This window comes from Alkalibacterium sp. s-m-28 (assembly GCF_054658175.1).
In genome coordinates this window covers 1-616 of the sequence record NZ_BAAGIQ010000241.1, presented here as the reverse complement: position 1 = coordinate 616, position 616 = coordinate 1, and the positions used below count along the sequence as shown (strand labels likewise).

1 protein-coding gene is annotated in these 616 nt (G+C 39.1%); it reads left to right on the top strand.

The window, feature by feature from the left end; translation table 11 throughout:
- Nucleotides 1-30: 30 nt before the first annotated feature.
- Nucleotides 31-616 (top strand): IS3 family transposase (locus ACYQ4S_RS12135; RefSeq protein ID WP_459771418.1); only part of this gene is annotated, 586 nt, incomplete at its 3' end.

Sequence of the window (616 nt, the reverse complement as noted above, 5' to 3'; positions counted from 1 at the left end):
ATTAAAGACCTAACAAAACGAGATCATAATTTGTTAAATATATCATGGCTATGTGAGATTGCTTTAGTTTCACGTTCGGGGTATTACAACTGGTTGAAATCTGAAGAGAGTCGAAAGAAAAAAGAAGAACAAGATCAGCACGATTTTAATTTGATACTTGAAGCCTATACACATCGCGGCTATGATAAAGGATCCAGAGGGATCCATATGCGACTGTTACACATGGAGATACTCATGAACCGGAAGAAAATCCAGCGCTTAATGAGAAAGTTTGGACTGTTCTGCCCTATAAGAAAACCGAATCCGTATAAGCGCATGGCAAAAGTACGCCAGGAACATGCGTTAAAACCTAATCTCGTTAACAGAGAATTTAGAGCCTACGGTCCACGAACGATCCTCTTAACAGATATCACCTATCTCTTTTACGGGCGAGGAAGGAAAGCTTATTTATCTGCCGTGATTGATGCATTCACGAACCAGGTCTTAGCGTATCAATTAAGTGAATCCTTAAGTATTGATTTTGTTTTAGAGATGATTGAAGACCTTTTGATCAACCATGACATTTCAAAACAACAGAAAACCCTGATCCATTCCGACCAGGGCATTCACTATACAA